The sequence below is a fragment of the Thermodesulfovibrio sp. Kuro-1 genome (assembly GCF_006538445.1).
In the GTDB taxonomy this organism is placed as follows: domain Bacteria; phylum Nitrospirota; class Thermodesulfovibrionia; order Thermodesulfovibrionales; family Thermodesulfovibrionaceae; genus Thermodesulfovibrio; species Thermodesulfovibrio yellowstonii.
In genome coordinates, this window is record NZ_BJKS01000002.1 from 196741 (window position 1) to 218125 (window position 21385).

The window sequence follows — 21385 nt, forward strand, 5'->3', positions numbered from 1 at the left end:
ATAAGAATTCGTTGGAGGTATTTTATGAAAAAATTTTTTAAATTTTTAATTCTGGGAGTTATTCTTTTCCCGCTCACTTCTTATGCACTAACAATTGATGAACTTCTTAAAGAACTTGATACTCCTAAATGGAGAGAAAAAATTTCAGAGCCTGCATTTGTAGAAAGATTTAAAAACCCTGATATGCTTTCCGTGGTTATAAAGCTGGCTGATGCAAGAGGATATGATTGGAGGTACAGAATACGAGCTATAAGCCTTCTCGGAAATATCGGTACTTCTCAGGCACAGGAAAGTTTATTAAATATGTTTCAAGATCATTTTTTCCATCACGAGTGTCCTTCTCTAAAATCCTATGTTGCAGATGCTCTTGGAAACTTCAAGCCGAACATGAGGCTTCTTGATATTTTAAAAGAAGGCTTAAAAGACCCTGAAATTCTCATAAGAGAAGCTACTGCAAAATCATTGGGAAGGCTTAAGATGGTGGAATCTATTAAATATCTTAAAGAAGCCTTTTATTCTGAAAAAAGTCTGGCAGTCAGGATAGCAATTGTTAATGCTTTAAAATCAATAGGGACACCAGAGGCAACAAAATTTATAAAAGAAATAGCCTCTGATGGAAATCATAAGGAGTTATTAGATGCAGTTGGAGGTTCTTTATAATCCTGAGTTAATTGAAAATTTAGAGCCAGACAGCATTATTCAAGTTTTCAAAACCACAACTGAGATTTTAAAACAAGAACCTCCATACATAAAACTAAATTTTGTAGAAGGAGAAGCAGTTTTTGTTGGAGACACTCATGGAGATTTTTCAACTACAAAATACATTGTAAAAAGATTTTTTCTACAGGAAACTAAAAATTGTCTGATATTTCTTGGCGACTATATAGATAGAGAACCCGAACCTGAAGGTTCTCTTTATAACCTCCTTTATCTATGCTTGCTTAAACTAAATTTTCCAGACAGAATCTTTCTTCTAAAAGGCAATCATGAAGCACACTATTCAGTTTTTTGTTATCCCTATGAATTTGATAAAGAACTTATAGATATATTCGGCAAAACAGGAATAAAAATTCATGATGCCGCTATATCTCTTTTCAGAGAAATGCCTTTAATGATACAAACAATAAATGGAATTGTGGCATCCCATGCAGGATTTCCTTTTCATGGACAACAAATAGATGACAAATCAAAACAAGATTTAATTTTAGAAATATTGTGGATTGATGCAGCAATATCACCAATGTTCAGAGGATTCGGAATCCCTAAATTTACAGAAGAGCAACTTATCAGTTTTTTAAATAGTATCAATGCTTCTTGCTTTATCAGAGGACATGATTATCATATAGCAGGTAAAGCAATTTACTCCAATAAATGCATTACAGTATTTACCTGCCGTAGATATGCTTCAATTGCAGGTATAACAGTTGTAAAAGTTGATTTATCAAAAAAAATTAATGATGCAAGAGATGTTGTTTTAGAAAACCTTACTTTTTACCTTGATGCATAGAGATAAACCTTTTAATGCTCCTGTCATAGGTAGCTTCTATTTCTGGAGTAAAATAACATGCTGGAAGTTCTCCTCTTTTTCTGTGATAATGCAAACATTCACAACAAATTCCTTTTTTCTCGCAAGGTTCGTAACTACAGTTACAGATTTTTTTGTTTCTTTCAATCTTACATTCCATGGTTGTCCTCCTTTGGGCATAAAATTAATCTTTAAGTAAATTTAAAAGCATTTCTATATCTTTGATAATAATTTTGCGATTCTGTTCAGTTATATAACCTTCTTTTTTTAATTTACTCATTATCCTTATTGCTGTCTCAGTAGTTGTTCCTGACATTTCTGCAATTTCCTGTTTTGTAAGTTTTAAATCTATCAGAATACCTTCGGATACTTTTTTGCCATATTTATTAGCAAGTTTAAGAATCTGATAAACAATTCTTGATAAAACATCAACTAAAGCAATATTTTTAAGACTTTCAATGCCTGATTTTAGTCTCATGGTAACATGATGTAGTATTTCAGACTGTAATTCAGGATATTTATTAACTATCTGAAGGAAAGTCTTGGAAGGAATATTCCCAATATCACAGTCATCAATTGCAATAGCACTGGCTGGATAGGGAATATTTTTAAGCAAAGCCAAAGTTCCGAAAAAATCTGGTGCATCTAAAAGCTCAAGAATAATCTCTTTGCCATTGTTTGAAAATTTAGATATCTTAATCTTGCCTTTAATCAAAACATGAAACCATTGCGGGATATCACCTTCATTAAAAATCGTCTCTCTCTTTTTAAATTTGTAGACTTTAAGATTTTTCTCAAGAGTCTTTATATCATTTTCATTGAGAATTTGAAAAATGGCTAATTTCTCCAGCATAAATATAATTTTAACAGATTAAATTATTTAAAATAAAAAAGCTTCTGCATCTGAATGCTCTCCAGACTGCAGAAGCTTTAATAATTTTTATTTAAGTAAAGCCTCTATGTTTTGCTGAGTTCCGTAAGGGTCTTTAAATTCCTGCTCCGGTTTAAAGTTAAGCTTCTTCTCTCCACGGCCATTAAGATATTTTTTAAGTTCAAGGTCTATATTTACAGGAACGCTTACTCCTGCCTGTGCAAGCATTGTCCTTAAAACCGCCTCTGATTTTGATGCGTAGGCTGTGGCATCACCAAGAATTCTTCCAGCCTCTGTAGGATTATGAAATCCAATTGAGTTTTCAGCACCTATGAATATTACTCTGTAAAGTGCTTCAAGATAAAGGTCTTTTGCTTTGTTGTAAAGGTTTTGGTCAAGTTTTTTGCCCTGCTCCTGTGCTTTGTTTGCAATCTCAAAAAGCTTTGCCGTAACTGCTGTCTGATATCCTGCCCTAAGCAGTAGACTCATTGTTCTGTCCTGTATGGTTAATACTCTCTGTTTAAGCCACTCTGGAGTCTCACTGTGACACTGGAGACACGCTTTCATAACAGACTTAAGAGGACTCATTATCCTGTGTTCAGATACTTTGAAGCCACCCATTTTTTTGTAAGGCATGTGACAGTCTGCACAAGATACTCCTGCATTCCAGTGGGTTGAGTTGTTTGAGAAAAATTCAAATTCTGGGTGTCTTATATAGCCAAGCTTAAAGCCTGTAACAGCCTGCTTCCACTCACCGTAGGCGGGATCACTTTTTAGAACTTTAATAATATTTTCAATAGTAATTCCACCAAGTTTACTTCCCTGCCAAGGGAAAAACAGTCCTGTAGGTTTCATATCTTTGTCTCTTGGAACAACGTATGTAACATGACATTGGGCACAAATAATGCTACGCATCTGCTGATGAGGAATATTGTTGGTATCAACACCCATTGTTTGAAGGGCTTTAACAAGTGTGAATCCTCTTCTTATCTGAAGTGAGGCATCTTTTGGATTATGACAATCAATACATGAGTCTCCGAGCTTTCTATGTTTTTCTGGTATCCAACTCCATACTTCCTTGTAGGGTTTGTTGTAGTAGTTAATACCATATTTTGCTTCAAGCTCAGGTGCATAGGAAGTTTTACAGGTTAGACACACACCACCTGGTTTAAGTCTTGATGGGTCTATTTCAAGCTGATCAATTAATCTATAAAAATGAGACCTCGGTTCATTATATTCAATTCCAAAACCCCACCCATTGTATAGCAATGCCATAAAAGGATACTCCGAAAGTTTATCATAGATAACTTTATCAGTATCCCATCCTTTTTTATACTTACTCTTTCCAGCAGGTGTTGGTTCCTGAGACTGTTTATACATCTCATAATGAATTGGATAAACCTTTCCCCAGACTTCTGGATCAACTTCATTTTCTGAAATAGCCGTAGCTTTAAATTCCTTAGGCTTTTCAGGTGCACAGGAAAATAAAACAAAAGCCATAAAACACAAAATACATATAAAGCTCAATCTTTTCATCAAAACACCCCCTTAAATAGTTTCTCTTAAACCTGCTTGCCTGTGGGATATTCTTTTATGGCAGTCCCAGCATTTTCTATCTGATACGTTAATCTTTGAGACTATTCCTTCATGACATCTTACGCAGTTTTCCTGAACTATTTTTTTACCATGAGCAGAGATAATAATTCTTTCAGGCACGCTTCCAGAGTAAAAATGCACTACATCTTTTGTTCCATCAATGCCTTTCCATAGATAAAAATTTGCCTTTGAATCATTTGGAAGATGGCAGTCTACGCATCTTAAGGAGTTGTGAATCCCTCCCTTCATTAAGGTTACATATTCGTCTTGCATAACATGACATTTAGCACAAAACTCTGGAGAGTTAGTCTTGGCAAGGATATTTTTTGAAAGCAAGATAATTAAAAACAATAAGAAAAAGATTGCTAATATTCCATATTTAGCCCATTTTTTTTGCATACCCCCTCCTTTCTTTCTGTTTTGTTACAATTATATCAGATATTTTGTAAAGTTTTTGTAAATTTCATGTAAAAAATTTTTAAATCCTGTTCATTTTGAAAAAATATTTTGTACAGGTAGCTGTATATTTAATTGTGGCACATGACATAAACTACAGTTATATATTCCATTATAAAAAAAAGGAAGTTTTTGTCCTGTTCTCGCATTGACATAATGAGAATAAGGCATAGACTTTATATTAAATAATTTTGCTTTATCTATCTCATGGCACTCAATACAAGCATTCTTTTTCTGAGTTATTGGCATATAATCTTTTACAGAATGAGGAATCGGTGGTGGTGCTGTTGAATAAGCTTTTTTATATTTTCCATACATGGATTCTTCTGCAGATTCAGACTCTAATATGGCTGGAGGAATGACTTCTTCTATACGAAGAGATGATTTTCTGATCCCTATTTTTTCAGGAATTATAAAATCATTATTCTTTGCCTCTACATAAAAAGCTAAAATACAAAGTAAAATTATCATTAAAAATTTTCTCGCCATTTTTTGCTCCTCCTTAAGCCTTATAAATTTTGACTGCACATTTTTTATGATCTACCTGTTTAGAAATTGGACAGGCAGCATCAAGAGTTACTTTATTTATATATACTCTTTCATCAAACCATGGAACAAATATATAGCCAACCGGAGGTCTGTTCCTCCCTTTAGTAGAAATCCTTGCCTTTACTTTACCTCTTCTGCTTTCTATCCATACCAGTTCCCCATCTTTTACACCTATTTTTTCTGCATCTTTTGGATGCATGTAACAAAAAGCCTCTGGCATAGCTCTGTAAAGCTCAGGAACTCTCATGGTCATAGTTCCACTATGCCAATGTTCAATAACTCGTCCTGTGCAAAGATAGAATGGATATTTCTCATCAGGTATTTCAGGAGAGTCCATATAAGGTCTAAAGAATATCTTAGCCTTATTCGTACAATCTATCATTTCACTGGATGGACCAAAAAGCGTTCCTTTTGGAATTTTCTTAAAAGATTTACCATAAAATGCAAACTCTCCTGCATTAGCTTTTTGGGCATAAGGATCAAACTCTGCATTGAATCGCCATTTAGTCTCTTTTCCATTCACTACCGGCCATCTAAGCCCTCTTGTTTTGAGATAAGTATCAAAGTCAGCAAGGTCATGGCCGTTTCCGAGCCCAAAGGTTCTATACTCCTCAAAAAGATATTTCTGGATAAAAAATCCATATCCTTTGAAGGGTTTACCATCAATACCTATAATCTTTCTTTTATCACCTTGAGCCTCTGTATTTAAAGGATTATTACCTGAAGAATTCCATATAAACTTCTTTGAATCTTTATTTGCGAAAATAACCTCATAAAGAGTTGTCTCAGGAGAATAACCCATTGTATTTGCTTTTTCAATAACATTAGGAAGAACTGTTCCGTTTCTTAATTTCCATTCTTTCCATACTTCTTTAAGTTTGAACAATTTGGAGAACTCTACCATCTGCCATAAATCAGACATGGCTAAGCCAACAGGCGTTACAAGTTGAGCCCAGATATTGGTTCTTCTTTCTCCATTTCCAAACGCTCCCCATTTTTCAAAATGCAAAGCAGCAGGCAGTATAAGATCAGCCATTTTTGCTGACATTCCGGGATAAACTTCTGAAACAACTATAAAATTATCCATATCACGTGTAGCTTCAATCCAGTGTCGAGCATTTGCCAAATCCTGTAATGGATTACAGGCTTGAATCCAAATCCATTTTATATTTCCATCTTCAATCTCTCTCATAATTTTTAAGAAATGATCCCCGGGTATTGGATTCAATGTCCCTTCAGGTAATTTCCATATTTTTTCAGCTAATGCTCTGTGTTCAGGATTATTGACTACCATGTCGGCAGGGAGTCTATGACTAAAAGTGCCTACCTCTCTCGCTGTTCCGCAGGCTGTGGGTTGCCCTGTAAGACTGAATGCCCCATTTCCAGGTTTTGCAAATTTTCCTAAAAGAAGATGAATCATATAAATCGCTTCATTTACCCATGTTCCTCTTGTATGTTGATTGAATCCCATTGTCCAAAAACTTAAAATTTTTCTACCTTTTTTAATATAAAGGTCTGCAAGCATTTTTAGTTTTTTCTTATATTCTTCAATAGGCTCTTCTGGATCTCCCTTTGAAAGTCTTGCTACATAATCAAGGGTATATGGTTCAAGAGCTTTTTTAAATTCTTCAAAAGAAATTGCCCAGTGAACATCAGCTTTTTGAGTATGCTTCATTTCCATAATATCTCCAGCTTTTATCCCCAAATATGAAAGAGCAATAGCCTCATTTTCTGATACTATTTTTTGTCGCTGTTTTTTTATGGTTTCTTTTTCAAGTTCAGTATATCTCAAATGTTCAGGATCTCTCATTTCATAACCAATATCTACATATCCTGTAGCAAATATACAGTGTTTTTCTACAAAATCTTTATCTATTGCTTCAGGATAACTGTAAACAATTTCTCTTGCAATATAATTTAAGATAGCAATATCGGTTTGAGGTTTAATAATAATTACAATATCTGCCATATCAGTGGTGCGCTGTCTATAAGTAGATAACGCAACGAGTCTAACTTTTTCAGGGTTAGAAAGTTTTCTATCAATTATTCTTGACCAAAGTATAGGATGACATTCTGCCATATTAGAACCAAAAGCGATTATTGTATCAGTAAGCTCAATATCATCATAACAGTTTGCTGGCTCATCTATTCCAAAAGTCTGCATGAAAGCTGCTACAGCACTTGCCATACAAAGTCTTGCATTTGGCTCAAGATTATTACTTCTAAAGCCTGCTTTCATAAGTTTTACAGCAGCATATCCTTCAAAAATTGTCCATTGCCCTGAACCTAACATGGCAATTGCGGAAGGACCGAATTCAGAATAATACTTTTTAAACTGTCTTGTCATTTCATCAAAAGCTTTTTGCCAACTCACTGGTTTAAAATTTCCTTTTTTATCAAATTCTCCCTTATCATTAATCCTCATAAGTGGAGTAGTTATTCTATCTTCACCGTAAAGAATTTTTGCATTTGAAGTACCTTTTATACATATAAGTCCTTTATTAGTTGGGGATTCAGGATCTCCTTTAATAGCTACAATCCTGTCATTGTTTGTTGCAACCAATAATCCGCAACCTACTCCACAAAATCTACATACTGCTTTATGCCAATTTAATTCCTCAGAACCAGATGTTCCTAAAACTTTTTCTGGATAATTTACTATCCATACTATTCCTGCAGTTGCTCCTGTAAAAATTTTAAGGAATTCTCTCCTTGTTAATTTCGTTCTTACGTTACTCATAGACAAAACCTCCTTTTTTTGTTATAAGTTTATATATAAATAATAATCTGTTACAGGATAAAGAGTATGTTAAATCCATGTAAAAAAATTGTAAAAATGAATATGACTCTTGAAAAATTTTTTAGAATCCCATTAAACCTTACTTATAAATTTACAATTTTTCTTGCCATGGTAGTTGGAACAGTTTTACTGGTATCTTTTTACATAGTTAACATTCATCAAGAAAAACTTTTAATCAAACAGATTGAAAATGAAGCAAAAACAATAGCTCAACAAATAATAGTTTTAAGAAAATGGATAGCTGACCATGGAGGTATTCTTGTTAAAAAACTTCCAGAAGAAAAACCGAATCCATATCTTTATAAAGTAGGACTTACTCCAGAGGTAAAAGATCTTCAAGGTAAAATTTTTCTTCTAAGAAATCCCGCATTAGTTACAAGAGAACTTTCTGAGTATGCAGAAAAAATGGTTTCTTACAGGTTCAGAATTGTTAGCCTCAACCCTATAAATCCTGATAATGCACCTAATAGTATTGAAAAGAAAGCTCTTCAACTGTTTGAAACCTCAAGGCAAGATTCCTATTCTGAAATAGCAGATTTTAGTGGTGAAAAGTACTTTGTATATGTGTATCCTTTGCGGACAGAACAGGCTTGTCTTCAATGTCATATTAAACAGGGTTATAAAATAGGAGATGTACGCGGAGCAATAAGTGTTATTTTACCAGTAGATAAAATTTTTAAAGAAGTTTATGCTAACAAAGAAAAGTTACTCTTTATCATGTTTTTTACTATTGGCTCCTTAATCATTGCAGTGATTTTTCTTGTAGGTATATATATATCACGACCACTGTATTGGTTTAGAAAATCTATTAAAGATTTCAAGGAAGGAAAAATTCCTCCAAAACAGGCTTTAAATACAGGAGATGAATTTGAAGAAATTTATAAAACTTTTATTGAAATGGTAAATGAAATAAATATTTATCATCAATCTTTGCATGAAAGAATCAAAGAAGCAACAAAAGAACTTGAAGAAGCTAACAGACAGCTTTTAGAGCTTAATACAAAAAAATCAGATTTTATTGCCAGCGCTGCCCATGAATTAAGAACTCCTTTAACATCCATAAAAGGAGCAGTGGATTATCTTTTACAAACTTTTAAAGAAAATCAAGACTCTGAAATAATTATTCAATTTCTTGATATTATTAAGAGGAATTCAGAGCGACTTATAAGAATGGTTAAAAATATGCTTGATCTTGAAAGAATAGAAGCAGGTATTATGGAATTTCAGTATCATAATTTTAACTTAAGAGAACTAATTGAAGACACTGTGGTAGAATTTATTCAAAATGAAAAAAATATTAGATTTACTGTAAAAGTCTCTCAGGATCTTTGTCTTTATGCTGATGCTGATAAAATTCAACAGGTTATATGTAATCTTCTTATCAATGCCATAAAGTTTAGTCCTGGTAATTCTGAAATAACCATAAGAGGATGGCAGAAAGATGATAGCATATGGGTTGAAGTTGAAGATATGGGAGAAGGAATCTTGGGAGAGGAAAAAGAAAAAATTTTTGAAAAATTTTATAAAGGCAAAAATTCAACAGGTACAGGGCTTGGACTTGCTATTTCAAAAGCTATTGTAGAATCACATAAGGGTGGAATCGGTGTTAAAAATTTAGAGCGCGGAAGTTGTTTTTACTTTTGGTTACCGAGGAATAAAAATGGATGATATTTCACTTCTTGTTGTTGATGATGATCCTGATATATTAAGAATTTTGAAAGCCAATTTCGAACTTCATGGTTTTACAGTAATTACAACTGAAAACTGGGAAAAAGGTAAAAACTTTATTAATCAAGTCAATCTTTTAATTCTTGACATAATGCTTCCTGATGCTGATGGATTTGAAATTTTAAAAGAAATAAGACAAAAAAATCTTGCACTTCCTGTGATCATGCTTACTGCAAAGGATAAAATCTCAGATAGAGTCCTTGGATTGGAAATTGGAGCAGATGATTATGTAATTAAACCTTTTGAAACACTTGAACTTATTGCAAGAGTTAAAGCTTGCCTTAGAAGAACAGCATCTGTCTCTATTAATCAGATTAAAATCGGAGATTTATTTATAGATTTTAAAAAGAGAGTTGTTAAGAAAAAAGACAATGAAATAATTCTTACACCAAAAGAATATGATCTGCTCTGTTATTTAATTTCCAAAAAGGGTGAAGTGGTTTCAAAAAAAGAATTAAAAAAATTTTTATGGAGTAAAGAAGAAAAAATATATCCTTGGAGCAGAGTTATAGATGTACACATTATGCATCTTAGAAAAAAAATTGAAGATAACCCAACAGAACCAAAATATATTATTACAGTAACAGGGATAGGCTATAAATTTACAGATTTTTAGGAAAAAGGAGATTATCGGATTAATTTTTATCTATTATAAATTCTGCCTGTAATTTCAAAAAATAACAATCCTTTTCTAATATCATAAAATCTTCCAATAACTCAGCAACCAATTTATAAAAATCAATAACTGAATATTTCTGCAGTCTTGCTGCAAATTCTGTAGCAAAAGGATACAAATGATCATGAAACATTTGTAATTGCAACTTTTGCAATTTTTCAATAATATTAAATTCATTTTTAGCTAATGCTTCTGTTTCTTGAGAACATAAATAGGCCATAAACTCTAATTCAAGAGAGATATGATCTGGTGGCAAAGAAAAGTTATTTATCACTTCTAAACCTGCTTGACGATAAAGTTGAACTACCTTAATAGTTGAGTCTTGGAACAGTTTCCCTTCTTTGTAAACTGATTCAAAGAGAGGTAATAATCTTGGCTTAGAAACATGACAAAGCCTTGTATATTCTTTTTGTAATTCTAAAAGATAAACCTCAGAATATGAAGCTTTATTTATTCCCCTAATATGTTTTAAAAACTTATAAATGTTCGTTGAAATCTTTGAATTTATTTTTTCATTCTTAAAAAATTCCTTTAAAAAAGTTATGTTTTTAGAGAATTCGTTAGAAAATAATTTAATTATTAATTCAATTTTTGGATAATCCAAAATTTCTGAAAAAAATGAATAAAAAAATTGTCTTATCTCATTTTTTATTTCCATAATAAATAGGGATGGGCTTATCCCCCATCCCTCTCCTTTCATTGTTTTTTCTTTTCTTCTATTTCTTTTCTACGTTCACTATATTTTTTCAATCCTATATAAACAATTGCCGCAGCTGCAGTCGCTCCTACGAGAGTTTTTGATCCTCTTCCAGTTATAGAGATATTCGCAACCGAAGGATATCCAATATCAGTGGGTTTTTCCTTAGTTAGAATAAAAACACTTGTACCACCATTTTCTTCTCTTCCATACATAAATAACCTTGTTTCCTGTGAGAGTTTTTGACTTTTATCTAAAATTTCTTGACGTTTTCCAAATGTAAGTGCTTCTGTAGGACAAGCCTCAACACAAGCTGGCAACAAACCTTTACTTACTCTATGGATGCACATTGTACATTTAACAAACTCTTTTTTATCTGAATCCCATTGAGGAACATTGAAAGGACATGCAACTACGCATGTTCTACATCCGATACAATGTTGAGGATTATGAAGAACTATTCCTTCAGGCGTTTTATAAAAGGCTCCACTTGGACAAGAAGCAACACAAGAAGGATTTTCGCAATGCATACACCGATGATGAAGTAAACCATTATCCTGAATAAAAACCGTCGTTCTTGCGAGTCCTTTAGCTGCTTGGAAATGATATCTATTTTCTTGGACACATTTATAAAAACATGTATTACAACCTGTACAAAATCTCGTATCAATAAGAAATGCATAATTTCCCATTTTATTATTTACCTCCTTTCTTAATTTTCACATAAACATCTTCAACCCATCCCATGCCTGTAGGGTCATGTTTTTTAACAATATTCGGATCTTTTTGAGGGATTAAGTCACCGTCTCTATATCCGAAATTTTTGGCTATTCTTAACTTAGGAGAGCGATGTCCTAATCCATGAAAAACCAAAACGCAGTCTTTACGAGCTACTCTATTAGAAATATGCACCTGAGCCTTCACCGGACGAGGTAACTCAGTCATATATTTAGGATTTGTTTCTAACACTATCCAATCTCCTTCTGAAATTCCCATTTCTTTTGCTACTTGAGGATTTATCCATACGCAATCTATATAATTTTTTGCAGAAAGTGATTTAAGAATAGGATTATTTATGAAATTAGGGTCAGAATGCATTGTCCAAGGCGCCCTGGTGACAACTAATGAAAATCTATATTCTCCCTCAGGTTCTGTCCAGCGGGGTGACCATATTGGAAGTGGTTCATGGGCTACATCAACAAATTCATCAATATACATTCTTATACGACCCTGTGGACGCCCATACCCAATTTCTTTAATCGTGCTCCAGTTTTTGTAGAATCTTTTGTTTATCCATATACCACCTTTACTATTTATAAATTCCTGAACAGTATTTGCAATACCTTGCTTCTTGAGTGCATAATCACCAGTATTAGTAGGGATAACCTTTTCTGGATTACCACTACCATCAATCGTCCAGTATTCTGGAGCCAATGCTAATCCTATTTTTACTGCAAGTTTACCCCATCCAATACAATCACCAGGAGCTTTTTGAACAGAACTACCTGCTACATAACATGGATATTTTGGATAATACTGTCTAATATCCAATTTAGCCTCTTCAAATTGATGGGGAGCAGGCAAAATATAGTCACACCAATAATAGGACAAATCATCAACATACATATTCCAATCAATAACTAATTCTATGTTTTCGAGAGCTTTTTCCACCATTTGTGGTTGAACAAGGGCAAAAAGTCCTCTATAGGGATTTCTAAAGAAAACACACTTTATTTTTTTAGTTTTATAAAGGCCATATCCGAGAATACCATAATGCCCGGGAGCAGAAAAATCTTTCTTTTGATAAATATTTTCAGTTATAGGAAATTCATGTCTAAAATCAGGAGATTCTTTAGGAAGTGGAGGATAAGGTTTCACAGGAGGTGCAATATCTTCTAACCATGGAACTTTTACATCAGATATTAATAACACACCACCTTCATGGTCAAAAGAACCACCTAAGCAATGAAGAATATTTATTGCATGCATTAATCTCCAACTGTTTGCATAGTTGGGACCAGCAGCATCACGTTTTAAATTAGGAATACAACTATAAGGAGAGGCTTTTGCGAATTCTTCCGCAATTCTATTAATCACTTCTATAGGAACCTCACTAATTTTAGAAGCCCATTCAGAAGTACAATCTTTAAGATTTTCTTTTAAAATTTGTAATACAGGTTTAGCACTAATTTGTTTTCCCTCAAATTCAAATTTATAAGGACCTCCTTCCAATGCAGGATCATCACATTTTGATAAAGGTTCAATTCTTTGATGAGTTTTACACCAAGCAAACCAATTTCTATCACTACTGCCAACATGTTTACGAGTTTTTTCATCAACAAGAGCTATAGCATCTGTATATTCTTTTAAAAATTTTTCATTGTAAAGTTTATGGTCTATGATGAATTTAATCATTGCTAAAGCTACTGCGAGATCTGTTCCGGGTTTTATAGGATACCACTCATCAGCATAGCCATCAGCTATGGGAGTTTTTATAGGATTAAATATGACAATTTTTGTTCCTTTGCGTTTTCCTTCAGCAATGTGATTTAAAATTCCGGCTTTACCGCATTTACTAAAAGAATCAAACCCAAACCAAATCATATATTTTGTGTTACTGTAATCAAATCCCCATACAGAGTGAGTTACAGTATAAGTGCTTGAATAGTACTTATTAGGAGGATTAGTCAACATCAAAGAATTTATATAGTAATGGGTGCCAAAACACTCTGTTCGTTGATCAGATCTTCTGACACCAATAGATCTACAAAGTCGGTTTGTATAAGGATCTCCTGGAGAACAAAAAACAATTTCATCCTTATTAAATTTCTTCATCTTCTGAACGATTTCTTTTAAAGCTTCTTCTGTTGAAACAACAATCCAACCCGGATCTTCATTTATACCTTTTTTAGGATTTGTTCTTTTTAAAGCTACCAATAATCTGTCAGGATCATACATAGAATCTACAAATGCAAGTCCTTTAATACAATATTTTCCTCTTGAAACAGGATCATCCTGCCAGCCTTCTAAGGTTAAAGCTTTTTCTATGCCCGTTTCAGAATCCTTACCTATAACTACATAGTAAGCACAATCGCATTCACAAGCACGTGCACATACCTGAGGTATTTTTTTGCTAATAGTATATTTTATTTCTTTTTCTGAAGCCTCAGCTAAACCGGTAACAGAAACAAAGCGTCTCAAAGTTGAAGGGAACATTGTCAATAAAGCAGAGGTACTTGCCCATTTTAGTAAGTTTCTTCTGCTTAATTCTATTTTTTTCATATTTTCACCTCCTTAATATAAATTAGCCAATGTGCCTAATGTGCCTGCTGCAAGAACAAGGTATCTCAACATAAAACCTCCGATCAGTAAACAGAAGCTTGCTAAAATGTTATTTAAAATAAATGATGGAGATAACTCCTTGATTTTTATAGTTTTCCAATCAAAATAAAAAGAACCTATTAAACCTATAAGGATTACCAAAGACCAAAAGGGTAAAGATAAAGAGCCTGTTATAAGATTATAAACAGAGGTAACTGCTGCAGGCTTTGAGGACAAAATGTTAAAAGCTAAATAAATAGCAAGAATACAAGCTTCAATTCCTATTGCCCAAAGATCTATTTGAGATAAAAATTTTAAGACGCTATATTCCTGCCTGATATCTTGTTTTTTTGAAACGAAAATAAGAATTATTATAACTACAGTAGCAATTCCAGTAGAAATAGCTGATGCAAGAAAAAGAAAAGGTAATAAAATGCTATTCCAAAAAGGTACTCCTTGCATTTCCCATAGTAGAACTCCTGTATAAAAAGCTGTCAGAACAGCAGAAACAAATCCGAAACCCCATATGATATTTTCTGTAAATATAGATAATTTTTTATTTTTAAAATAACTAAGCCATTGTATTAGACTCACAATAAAAAAGAAAGTTAATATCCATGTTCCTGCAGCAATAACAGAACTGAATGGTCGTAAAAAAGCATACATGAAATTAAAAGATTTTCCTAAATCTAAAAACAAAAAAAGCAAACTTAAAATCAAACATGGAAAAGCAATTAAAACACCTACTCTTGTTGTTATATTATCTGACCCTGTTTTCAATTTGGAAACAAAGGCACTAATATAAGCTCCTGCTGAAATTCCAGCTAAAAATAAATAAAGAGCAATTAATAATCCCCAGTTTGCTTGAAATTGCATATTGGTTTACCTCCTTTCCTTAAATATTTTGTTTACATTTTCTAAAAAACAATTAACGTACCAATTTTTATCTATGAATTTAATTTTTTTTATATATTTGATTTGTGTTTAAATTTTGCTTTGAAAATCCATTAAAAAATTAATAAAAAATGCAACAATTTGTTTCTTATAGCTCTATTTTTTTGAAATTTAATTAAAAATAATATTGGAAATAAATAAAATAAACAAAATTATATATGCAATAATTTATTGCATATATAATTTTGTTGCATATACTATTTCATAGATAACTTAACATATTATTATGGTTTCTATTATTTAAATATTATTGAGTCTTAATTTTTGCTTTTATTTGAAAACAAAGACTTCAACATTCCAATGTTTTATTAATAAGTTGAATGTTCCGAAGTATGATTTAAATCATACTTTTTATCGTTTTTTTTAGATAAAATTAATCATAAAGAAAAACTTTTAGGAGGTTTAACCATGTTTTGTAGACAATGTGAACAAACAGCAAATCCATGCACAAAATTAGGTGTATGTGGAAAACAGCCTGATACTGCCTATCTTCAGGATTTACTTACATATGCACTTCAGGGACTTGCAACCTATGCAAAGGAAGCTCTGAAAGAAAATTCATCTAAGACACAGAATGTGATGAAAAGGATTAACAAATTTAGTGTTGAAGCGCTTTTTGCAACCCTCACAAATGTGAATTTTGACTCAGAAGCAATCAAAAACTTTATTTATGAGGCAGTAAAACTAAGAGATGAGCTTAAACAAATGGGCTTTAAAGTTCAGGAAACTGAATCCTGTAAGTTTCAACCAGCTAACAATTTACAAGAACTTGTAAAACAAGGCGAGGAGGCAAATCAGAAAATTTTCCATAGTTCATCAAATGAAGATGTTCAGTCATTAAAAGAAATAACTCTTTACTCCTTAAGGGGAATTGCTGCATATACTGACCATGCTCAGATTCTTGGGCAAGAAGATGAAAAGGTTTATGCCTTTATTTATGAAGCCCTTGATGCAATGCAAAGAAATGGAGACCTTGACTTCTGGTTAAATATGGTACTTCGGGCTGGTGAAATTAATCTGAGAGCAATGGAACTTCTTGATGCAGCAAACACTGGTAGATACGGACATCCTGTTCCAACTCCTGTTCCTCTTGGACATAAAAAAGGCAAGGCAATAGTTGTGTCAGGTCATGACCTTAGAGACCTTGAACTTCTTTTGCAACAAACAGAAGGCAAGGGAATATATGTTTATACTCATGGGGAGATGCTTCCCTGTCATGGCTATCCAGAACTCAAAAAATACAAACATTTTTATGGGCATTATGGCACAGCATGGCAGAATCAACAGAGAGAGTTTGCTCAATTCCCGGGTGCTATACTTATGACAACAAACTGTATAATTAAGCCTCAGGAAAGCTATAAGGACAGAATTTTTACAACTGGTGTAGTAGGTTGGCCAGGGGTTAAACATATTAAAGACAAAGATTTTACTCCTGTTATTGAAAAAGCACTTGAACTGCCCGGATTTACAGAAGATAAGGAAGATAAAACAGTAATGGTTGGTTTTGCAAGAAACAGTGTACTTAGTGTTGCTGACAAGGTAATTGAGCTTGTCAAAGCAGGAAAAATTCGCCACTTCTTTCTTGTTGGTGGTTGCGATGGCGCAAAGCCTGGAAGAAGTTATTATACTGAGTTTGTTGAGAAAACACCTAAAGATACGATAGTGTTAACCTTAGCCTGTGGTAAATTCAGATTCTTTGACAAAGAACTCGGTTCAATTAACGGAATTCCCAGACTTCTTGATGTTGGTCAATGCAATGATGCCTATTCAGCAATTCAAATTGCTCTTGCTCTTTCAAAGGCGTTTAATGTAAGTGTTAATGAACTACCCCTTTCCCTTATCCTTTCATGGTTTGAGCAAAAGGCAGTGGCTATTTTAACAACTTTGCTTTATCTTGGTATAAAAAATATTCGTCTTGGACCAACGCTACCAGCCTTTGTAAGTCCCAATGTGCTTAAGGTACTTGTTGATAATTTCGGAATTAAACCAATAAAAACCGCAGAGGAAGATTTAAAGGATATTTTGAGATAAAAAAATAATACCGCTCTCTGACTCGTCTCAGAGGGCGGCAAACTCATTTAACCCAGCATTTCTATATCTGGTAATTCGGGAATTTTCATTCAACAACCTGTTAAAATATTTAAATGCGATTTAAAATCCTGCAGAAAGACGGACTTGCACGAACCGGAATAATTGAAACTCAAAGAGGAATTATCCATACTCCAGCATTTATGCCTGTGGGAACAAATGGAACAGTCAAAGCAATGACTCCAGAAGAAGTAAGACAAATTGGATATGAAATCATTCTTTCAAATACATATCATCTTTATTTAAGACCAGGACATGAAACAATTAAAATGATTGGAGGAATTCATAAATTCATTAACTGGCATTGTCCAATTCTTACTGATAGCGGAGGATTTCAAATATATAGTTTAGCCTCTTTACGAAAAATAACCTTAGAGGGAGTTGAGTTCCGGTCACATATTGATGGTTCACTTCATTTTATAAATCCTGAAAAAGCAATAGATATTCAGCTTGCCTTAGGTTCAGATATAATGATGGTTTTGGATGAATGTATTCCTTATCCAGCAGACGAAGAATATGTTGAAAAATCTATAAAACTTACCACTGAATGGGCAAAAAGATGCAAAGAACATTTTGAAAAACAGGATACCTATCAGGCTCTTTTTGGAATAATTCAAGGTGGGGTTTTTTCAGATTTAAGAATTAGAGCTCTTGAAGAGTTACTAAAAATTGATTTTCACGGATATGCAATTGGAGGCTTGAGCGTTGGAGAACCAAAAACTGATATGTATAAAATTGTAAAAGACATATCTCCACTAATGCCAGAAGATAAACCTCATTATCTAATGGGAGTCGGCGACTTGATAGATGTTCTACATGCAGTAGAACACGGTATAGATATGTTTGATTGTGTTATACCAACAAGAAATGCAAGGAACGGAACGCTTTTTACATCACAGGGACGCATAAGTATCAAAAGAAGCGAGTTTAAAGAAGATTTATCTCCTCTTGATCCAGATTGTGATTGTTATACATGCAAAAACTATAGCCGCGCCTTTTTAAGACATCTTTATATGTGTAGAGAAATCCTATCAATGAGGCTTAACACAATACATAATCTTTACTTTTATTGCAGATTCTTTGAAAAAATGAGACAGGCTATAGCTGAAAGAAGATTTCAAGAGTTCAAAAAAGAATGGCTGCCTGTTCTTGAGAAAAACTTTTATCAGGAATCAAATGACTTCCATCACAGCTTGGAGAATTATTAAGCTCTGGAAAGCCTTCCCTACATGAGGAAAATGTTAAAGAGAGGGCAGCACATGTCTGTTTTACTTTAAGGATTAAATCTTTTCTTAAAGGCTTTGCTAAATACCATGAGTTTGAGATTTTTGCTCCATCTTTGAAATAAAGTTTTTGAATTTTTCCAGCAATGTCAGGAAAAGCCTGAGATATTCTTTGCCAACTATCCCATCTTGGTTTAAATGTGCTTGCAATCACATGCTTTACACCACTATCTTTAGCTGCCTTTAAGATCGCTTCAATTTCTTCTTCATTCAGCATTGGTATGATTGGATCAACCCTTATACCTGTAGGAATACCCTCTTTACCTAACTCTTCAAGAGCTTTAAATCTTTCAATGGGTGCAGGAGCATAAGGCTCAAGTTTCTTATAATGTTTAAATGTTGTTATTGTAATCGTTACGCAAGAAGGCATTTCTTTAAGCAAATCAATGTCTCTTAAAACAATATCACTTTTGGTTATGATGAGAACTTTCATATCATTGTCTTTGAAAATCTCCAAACATTTTCTTGTAATTTTTTTATTAAATTCTACTGGAGGATAAGGGTCAGAAGTATTACATAATGAAATTAGCGAATTTTTAGGAATTTTTTTTATCTCTCTTTTTAAACTCTCTATAAGCTTAGGCTTTTCCCTCAAATGAAAGAAATTTTTGATATATGAAGAAGCATAACAGTAAAGACAGCCATGAACACATCCAGTATATGGATTCAGTGAATACTTTGGTGGACATGTGCATAGCTCACTTTTCCATGGGTCAAATTGGCGAATATACATAGTTTATTATGTCACAATATGATATAATTCTTGGATATGAGAGAAACCCAAGAAATCAAATCTATGTTTGACAAAATAGTTTCGCGATATGATTTTCTCAACAGATTGCTTTCTTTTTGGCAGGATATTCTATGGAGAAAAAAAATGGCAACAGAAGCTGTAAATAAAAAAACTCAACTTGTTTTAGACCTTGCAGTAGGAACTGGAGATTCTGCTAAAGAACTCCTAAAAAAAGGGGCAAAAGTTATAGGAGTTGATATAAGTTTTGAAATGCTCAGGCTTGCAAGGGGAAAAATTCAAAATGACTTTACTCCAGTATCTGCCTCGGCATATGAGCTTCCATTTAGGGACAAAATCTTTGATGCAGTTACCTGTGCCTTTGGCATCAGAAATATGCATGAAACAGAAGTTGCTTTGAGAGAAATCCATAGAGTAATTAAAGATAATGGCAAAATTATCATACTTGAATTTTCTCTTCCCTCTGGTTTTGTTAGGAAACCTTATCTGTTTTATTTAAAAAAAATTGTTCCTTCTATTGCTTCTCTATTTTCTGTTAAGACTGCTTACGAATACCTTGGCGCATCAATAGAGGGATTTTATAAACCTGAGGATTTTACTGAACTTTTACAGAATTGCGGATTTAAAAATATCAAAACTCATTCATTAAGTTTCGGAGTAGTTTATCTATATGTAGGAGAGAAGATTTAAAAACTATTCATCTTTTTAATATCCTTTTTGATTTTCTCATAACACTCTGGACATATGCTATGTGTGAATTCTACTTCAGTATGTTCTTGAAGATACTTTTCTAACTGCATCCAGTAACCTTCGTCATTTCTTATTTTTTTGCACCATGCACAAATTGGTATAAGTCCTTTTAAAACTCTTATATCTTCAAGTGCTTTTTGAAGTTCATTTACAAGTTTTTCTCTATTTTCATCATAAACTTTTTTATCTGTTATATCCTCACCAGCACTAACAACAGCTATTATTTTCCCATTTGTATCTTTTAAAACAGTATTATGCCATGCAAAAATTCGTTCCAATCCATCTTTTCTTAATATCTTATTTTCAAAATATCCAACAAGTTCAGTTTCACCGGATATTATGCTATCAAATACAATTTTCATTTTTTCCCTTTCTTCTTGAGGAATCACTGTATCAAACCAGTTCTTACCAATTAATTCTTCTTTTGTATAGCCTAATTTTTCTGCACCTTTTTGATTAATTCGTATAACATTTTTATTTCTATCAACAACAACAAAAACAAGGTCAAGAACTTCTATATAAGTATTTAATTTAAGGTAAGCCTCCTTAAGTCTCTCCTCGTTTTCCTTTAATTTTTTCCAAAGTAAATTAAAAGGGTCTGTAAGTGCTGTTTTTACTAATGCTTTGTAAATAAAGAAAAATGAAATTATTTTAAAAATATGTCCGATAAAATTGAAAACACCATAAACGCTTACATATTTAGTAAATGAAAGTTCTGCAAGGATTGTCGTAATCAGAGCCAGTTGTAAATAAAGAAGTGTGGCTCTTGGAAAAGCAGATTTGTTTTTTCTAAGAATTATGAGGGATGCTGCCAAAATCAGACATATTACATATTCACTATAAATTTTAAAAGCTGTAAGTCCTTGCCCTTCAATGTAACAATCAGGAAAATTTTTAAAGACAAAAATAGATATAAAATTCGCTACTGTAATAGCAGAATAAATCCAAATTGCAGGATAGACATTGATTTTTTTATTTATCAATAATGTTGCACATAGAAAACTTAGGCTTTCTAAATATCTTGCTGATATCCATAGTTGAGTAGGTAGATTAGCGTCAAAACCTTGAAAGATATTCATGCCTTTATAAGCAAGGGTATGAATAAGGTCAATAATTGAAACAAATAGATAGGCAATCCCTAAAAGACTTACGTATCCTTGGTCAATTTTATCTCTGAGATTTAGGTAGATTATAAAAATCGTTGTTCCGATGATAATGCTGTAAATCTCAGCAAGAGTATGAAAAAGCAAATAGCTATAAATTATGCTTAAAGAAATAATTAAAATCGTCGTAAATAAGAGGACAAAATCTTCATATTTTTCAAGAAATTTCATTGTTCA

Annotated in this window: 19 protein-coding genes; 7 read left to right on the forward strand and 12 right to left on the reverse strand. The window is 32.9% G+C overall.

Annotation, left to right across the window (positions count from 1 at the left end):
- The first annotated feature begins 24 nt into the window (after window positions 1-24).
- Window positions 25-660 (forward strand): HEAT repeat domain-containing protein, encoded by a 636-nt coding sequence (locus FLY87_RS03250; protein ID WP_012546692.1) that lies wholly within the window; start codon window positions 25-27, stop codon window positions 658-660.
- Window positions 638-1507, forward strand: a complete 870-nt coding sequence (locus FLY87_RS03255) for a metallophosphoesterase family protein (RefSeq protein WP_028842212.1) — start codon at window positions 638-640, stop codon at window positions 1505-1507. The genes FLY87_RS03250 and FLY87_RS03255 overlap by 23 nt, the downstream gene beginning before the upstream one ends.
- Here FLY87_RS03255 and FLY87_RS03260 read toward each other — a convergent pair.
- The 6 genes from FLY87_RS03260 to napA all read right to left on the reverse strand — a co-directional run bounded on the left by FLY87_RS03260 (window position 1485) and on the right by napA (window position 7737).
- Entirely contained in the window at window positions 1485-1685 is a 201-nt protein-coding gene (locus FLY87_RS03260) for a DUF6485 family protein (protein ID WP_012546887.1), read from the reverse strand. The two genes, FLY87_RS03255 and FLY87_RS03260, sit on opposite strands and share 23 nt — an antisense overlap.
- A 24-nt stretch (window positions 1686-1709) precedes the next feature.
- Complete coding sequence (locus FLY87_RS03265; protein WP_012545137.1) at window positions 1710-2378, reverse strand: Crp/Fnr family transcriptional regulator; 669 nt, start codon at window positions 2376-2378, stop codon at window positions 1710-1712.
- An 87-nt stretch (window positions 2379-2465) separates the two neighbouring features.
- The gene (locus tag FLY87_RS03270) at window positions 2466-3932 is read right to left on the reverse strand and encodes an ammonia-forming cytochrome c nitrite reductase subunit c552 (RefSeq protein ID WP_012545985.1); all 1467 of its coding nucleotides are present in this window, start codon (window positions 3930-3932) and stop codon (window positions 2466-2468) included.
- Window positions 3933-3944: 12 nt separating this feature from the next.
- Window positions 3945-4391, reverse strand: coding sequence for a cytochrome c nitrite reductase small subunit (gene nrfH, locus FLY87_RS03275; RefSeq protein WP_028842211.1), 447 nt, complete (start codon window positions 4389-4391; stop codon window positions 3945-3947).
- Between the two features lie 90 nt (window positions 4392-4481).
- Window positions 4482-4937 (reverse strand): nitrate reductase cytochrome c-type subunit, encoded by a 456-nt coding sequence (locus tag FLY87_RS03280; protein WP_028842210.1) that lies wholly within the window; start codon window positions 4935-4937, stop codon window positions 4482-4484.
- Between the two features lie 13 nt (window positions 4938-4950).
- Complete coding sequence (napA, locus tag FLY87_RS03285) at window positions 4951-7737, reverse strand: nitrate reductase catalytic subunit NapA (protein ID WP_038058717.1); 2787 nt, start codon at window positions 7735-7737, stop codon at window positions 4951-4953.
- Between the two features lie 66 nt (window positions 7738-7803).
- Here napA and FLY87_RS03290 point away from each other — a divergent pair, with 66 nt between their 5' ends.
- Together FLY87_RS03290 and FLY87_RS03295 are read left to right on the forward strand one after the other, a co-directional pair.
- Entirely contained in the window at window positions 7804-9465 is a 1662-nt protein-coding gene (locus tag FLY87_RS03290) for a DUF3365 domain-containing protein (protein ID WP_051345811.1), read from the forward strand.
- A complete protein-coding gene (locus FLY87_RS03295; RefSeq protein WP_028842207.1) occupies window positions 9458-10141 on the forward strand; it encodes a response regulator transcription factor in 684 nt (227 codons plus the stop codon). The genes FLY87_RS03290 and FLY87_RS03295 overlap by 8 nt, the downstream gene beginning before the upstream one ends.
- 19 nt (window positions 10142-10160) lie before the next feature.
- Here FLY87_RS03295 and FLY87_RS03300 read toward each other — a convergent pair whose 3' ends face one another.
- From FLY87_RS03300 to nrfD, 4 genes are read right to left on the reverse strand one after another with little or no spacing between them, the layout of a single operon-like run.
- Entirely contained in the window at window positions 10161-10901 is a 741-nt protein-coding gene (locus FLY87_RS03300) for a molecular chaperone (protein ID WP_141266296.1), read from the reverse strand.
- On the reverse strand, window positions 10898-11590 hold the full coding sequence (locus tag FLY87_RS03305; protein ID WP_051345810.1) for a 4Fe-4S dicluster domain-containing protein: 693 nt from the start codon (window positions 11588-11590) through the stop codon (window positions 10898-10900). The genes FLY87_RS03300 and FLY87_RS03305 overlap by 4 nt, the downstream gene beginning before the upstream one ends.
- 4 nt (window positions 11591-11594) lie before the next feature.
- Entirely contained in the window at window positions 11595-14180 is a 2586-nt protein-coding gene (locus tag FLY87_RS03310; RefSeq protein ID WP_141266297.1) for a molybdopterin-dependent oxidoreductase, read from the reverse strand.
- A 12-nt stretch (window positions 14181-14192) separates the two neighbouring features.
- Complete coding sequence (nrfD, locus tag FLY87_RS03315; RefSeq protein WP_028842204.1) at window positions 14193-15095, reverse strand: NrfD/PsrC family molybdoenzyme membrane anchor subunit; 903 nt, start codon at window positions 15093-15095, stop codon at window positions 14193-14195.
- Between the two features lie 486 nt (window positions 15096-15581).
- Here nrfD and hcp point away from each other — a divergent pair, with 486 nt between their 5' ends.
- Complete coding sequence (gene hcp / locus FLY87_RS03320) at window positions 15582-17204, forward strand: hydroxylamine reductase (RefSeq protein WP_028842203.1); 1623 nt, start codon at window positions 15582-15584, stop codon at window positions 17202-17204.
- A 113-nt stretch (window positions 17205-17317) separates the two neighbouring features.
- Entirely contained in the window at window positions 17318-18469 is a 1152-nt protein-coding gene (gene tgt / locus FLY87_RS03325) for a tRNA guanosine(34) transglycosylase Tgt (protein WP_141266298.1), read from the forward strand.
- Here the strand turns inward: tgt and FLY87_RS03330 are convergent.
- Window positions 18387-19277 carry a radical SAM protein gene (locus tag FLY87_RS03330; RefSeq protein WP_141266299.1) on the reverse strand — a complete coding sequence of 297 codons (891 nt, stop codon included), beginning with the start codon at window positions 19275-19277 and terminating at the stop codon, window positions 18387-18389. The genes tgt and FLY87_RS03330 overlap by 83 nt on opposite strands.
- Before the next feature lie 36 nt (window positions 19278-19313).
- On the opposite strand from FLY87_RS03330, the gene FLY87_RS03335 reads away from it, so the two are divergent.
- Window positions 19314-19985 (forward strand): ubiquinone/menaquinone biosynthesis methyltransferase, encoded by a 672-nt coding sequence (locus FLY87_RS03335; RefSeq protein ID WP_141266300.1) that lies wholly within the window; start codon window positions 19314-19316, stop codon window positions 19983-19985.
- Here FLY87_RS03335 and FLY87_RS03340 read toward each other — a convergent pair.
- The gene (locus tag FLY87_RS03340) at window positions 19982-21379 is read right to left on the reverse strand and encodes an MASE3 domain-containing protein (protein WP_141266301.1); all 1398 of its coding nucleotides are present in this window, start codon (window positions 21377-21379) and stop codon (window positions 19982-19984) included. The genes FLY87_RS03335 and FLY87_RS03340 overlap by 4 nt on opposite strands.
- Between the last annotated feature and the right edge of the window lie 6 nt (window positions 21380-21385).

Excerpts from the sequence above, each read along its gene's own strand:
- FLY87_RS03250 (WP_012546692.1), top strand. The coding sequence starts at position 25 with ATGAAAAAATTTTTTAAATTTTTAATTCTGGGAGTTATTCTTTTCCCG.
- FLY87_RS03255 (WP_028842212.1), top strand. The coding sequence starts at position 638 with ATGCAGTTGGAGGTTCTTTATAATCCTGAGTTAATTGAAAATTTAGAG.
- FLY87_RS03260 (WP_012546887.1), bottom strand. The coding sequence starts at position 1,685 with ATGGAATGTAAGATTGAAAGAAACAAAAAAATCTGTAACTGTAGTTAC.
- FLY87_RS03265 (WP_012545137.1), bottom strand. The coding sequence starts at position 2,378 with ATGCTGGAGAAATTAGCCATTTTTCAAATTCTCAATGAAAATGATATA.
- FLY87_RS03270 (WP_012545985.1), bottom strand. The coding sequence starts at position 3,932 with ATGAAAAGATTGAGCTTTATATGTATTTTGTGTTTTATGGCTTTTGTT.
- nrfH (WP_028842211.1), bottom strand. The coding sequence starts at position 4,391 with ATGCAAAAAAAATGGGCTAAATATGGAATATTAGCAATCTTTTTCTTA.
- FLY87_RS03280 (WP_028842210.1), bottom strand. The coding sequence starts at position 4,937 with ATGGCGAGAAAATTTTTAATGATAATTTTACTTTGTATTTTAGCTTTT.
- napA (WP_038058717.1), bottom strand. The coding sequence starts at position 7,737 with ATGAGTAACGTAAGAACGAAATTAACAAGGAGAGAATTCCTTAAAATT.
- FLY87_RS03290 (WP_051345811.1), top strand. The coding sequence starts at position 7,804 with ATGTTAAATCCATGTAAAAAAATTGTAAAAATGAATATGACTCTTGAA.
- FLY87_RS03295 (WP_028842207.1), top strand. The coding sequence starts at position 9,458 with ATGGATGATATTTCACTTCTTGTTGTTGATGATGATCCTGATATATTA.
- FLY87_RS03300 (WP_141266296.1), bottom strand. The coding sequence starts at position 10,901 with ATGAAAGGAGAGGGATGGGGGATAAGCCCATCCCTATTTATTATGGAA.
- FLY87_RS03305 (WP_051345810.1), bottom strand. The coding sequence starts at position 11,590 with ATGGGAAATTATGCATTTCTTATTGATACGAGATTTTGTACAGGTTGT.
- FLY87_RS03310 (WP_141266297.1), bottom strand. The coding sequence starts at position 14,180 with ATGAAAAAAATAGAATTAAGCAGAAGAAACTTACTAAAATGGGCAAGT.
- nrfD (WP_028842204.1), bottom strand. The coding sequence starts at position 15,095 with ATGCAATTTCAAGCAAACTGGGGATTATTAATTGCTCTTTATTTATTT.
- hcp (WP_028842203.1), top strand. The coding sequence starts at position 15,582 with ATGTTTTGTAGACAATGTGAACAAACAGCAAATCCATGCACAAAATTA.
- tgt (WP_141266298.1), top strand. The coding sequence starts at position 17,318 with ATGCGATTTAAAATCCTGCAGAAAGACGGACTTGCACGAACCGGAATA.
- FLY87_RS03330 (WP_141266299.1), bottom strand. The coding sequence starts at position 19,277 with ATGTATATTCGCCAATTTGACCCATGGAAAAGTGAGCTATGCACATGT.
- FLY87_RS03335 (WP_141266300.1), top strand. The coding sequence starts at position 19,314 with ATGAGAGAAACCCAAGAAATCAAATCTATGTTTGACAAAATAGTTTCG.
- FLY87_RS03340 (WP_141266301.1), bottom strand. The coding sequence starts at position 21,379 with ATGAAATTTCTTGAAAAATATGAAGATTTTGTCCTCTTATTTACGACG.